At 58.5% G+C, this 1,445-nt stretch carries 1 protein-coding gene and 3 pseudogenes; 2 read left to right on the top strand and 2 right to left on the bottom strand.

Annotated features, from left to right (window positions below):
- Positions 1-134: 134 nt before the first annotated feature.
- Positions 135-659, bottom strand: a complete 525-nt coding sequence (locus A3A5_RS0121695) for a hypothetical protein (protein WP_157637273.1) — start codon at positions 657-659, stop codon at positions 135-137.
- 108 nt (positions 660-767) lie between these two features.
- Between A3A5_RS0121695 and A3A5_RS45040 the strand changes: the two are divergent.
- A pseudogene (locus tag A3A5_RS45040) lies at positions 768-917 on the top strand (transposase); the annotation flags it as partial.
- 62 nt (positions 918-979) lie between these two features.
- On the opposite strand, the pseudogene A3A5_RS45035 reads toward A3A5_RS45040, so the two are convergent.
- A pseudogene (locus A3A5_RS45035) lies at positions 980-1,072 on the bottom strand (transposase); the annotation flags it as partial.
- Positions 1,073-1,130: 58 nt separating this feature from the next.
- Here A3A5_RS45035 and A3A5_RS45030 point away from each other — a divergent pair.
- Positions 1,131-1,445 (top strand): annotated as a pseudogene (locus tag A3A5_RS45030) (transposase); the annotation flags it as partial.

The following is a 1,445-nucleotide window of genomic DNA, read 5'->3' as shown; positions in this document are numbered from 1 at the left end:
TCCGAACCTTCAGGGCGACGGAAATCGCGCTATATCATGCACTTGGCAATCTTCCTGAGCCTTCGTCAACCCACACTTTTTCCTGACGAACCATAAAAAAAGGCCCTCACGAGGAGGGCCTGACAGACTTGCGATTACCCACAATTTTTGGCAAACTCGAACTCGAGTTGAATATCGATGAGTCTTCGTAAGCCTCGCCAGATCACGGTATTGCCTGGTGGGGGATCGTTAGCGCGTGCCAGATAGCCGCCCAATTGGGCGCGTTGGATGATGTACCGGGTAAGAGGCTCGGCAGTTGCTGTCTTCGCGGTATCTTTGACCAACTGATCGAGCCTCTCCATTTTTGGCAGCGTTAATCCGATTTCTGCGGGTAGACGTGGGGTCGCTCGATGCACCATCTTCAGCCAGAAGGTACGCCAACTCACAACACAGAATACGGCGACCAGATTGGCCAGGCGATCGACGGTACGCAACATGGAGTCCTCTGCCTTGCAGCCGGACTTCAGGATCTTGTGGAACACTTCAATTTTCCATCGTAGCGCGTACCATTCCAGCTTCTCGACAGCTTGCCCGCGGGTGGTCACCGGCAAATTTGTGATCAGCTTCCACTCTATGCGCTTTCTTCCTGCAGGTGCGCCTCGTTCAATAGCATGGATCACCGTTAGGCGCAAAGCTGGGTAACGTCGTTGTTTCCCAATCGGAGGCAACACCGCGTCAAGAACTGGGGCGCAGTACAACAGGGACTGATAGCCCGAGGAGATGTGACGATGTGGGTCGAAGAGAGCTTGCTCGTGCCACCGGCTAAAGCCCAGTCGCCCAAGCGTGGCCACCCGCTCGTCTATACGGATGCGCTGATGCAAGGGCTGCTCGGTCTCAAGCGGGTGTTCCACCTGCCGCTGCGCGCGCTGCAAGGCTTCGCGCAGAGCTTGCACGCCCTGGCCTTCCCAACGTTGCCAGTGCCGAACTACACGACATTGCGCTTCAGCCCAGTGCTGTCGATCACCAGATGCAGCGGCTCGCCAGTACGCGAGGCGGGCAGCACGACGTTCAGATTCTGCGCGCGGCGGCTCAGGAAATCAATGGCCTCGTTACGCCAAGCTGCACCCGGCGTACTTTCGGACCAAGGCTTCGCTCCGGTTCGCAAGCACGGTTGGTCCAAGCGGCGGGCTTGGCGCAAGGTCCATCTCGCCATGGATGCGAACACCGGCATCTGTGCTGCACTGATGACCCACCAGGACGCTGGCGATGGCGAAGTGTTGGCCGACCTGCTCGACCAGATCCCGGCTGATACACCGATCGATACCATCGGAGGCGACGGCGCTTACTTACGACAGCAAGCCGTGCCACGCGGAGATTGCCGCGCGAGGGGCACAGCCCTCGATTCCACCACGCGATGTCATCGAGAAGAGCAGTCGACGCGAATGGAAAGCCGCCAGCGGCTATCA

This window comes from Cupriavidus sp. UYPR2.512 (assembly GCF_000379565.1).
Lineage (GTDB): Bacteria > Pseudomonadota > Gammaproteobacteria > Burkholderiales > Burkholderiaceae > Cupriavidus.
The sequence above is the reverse complement of the archived record's forward strand: the minus strand, read 5'-3'. Positions and strand labels throughout refer to the sequence as shown.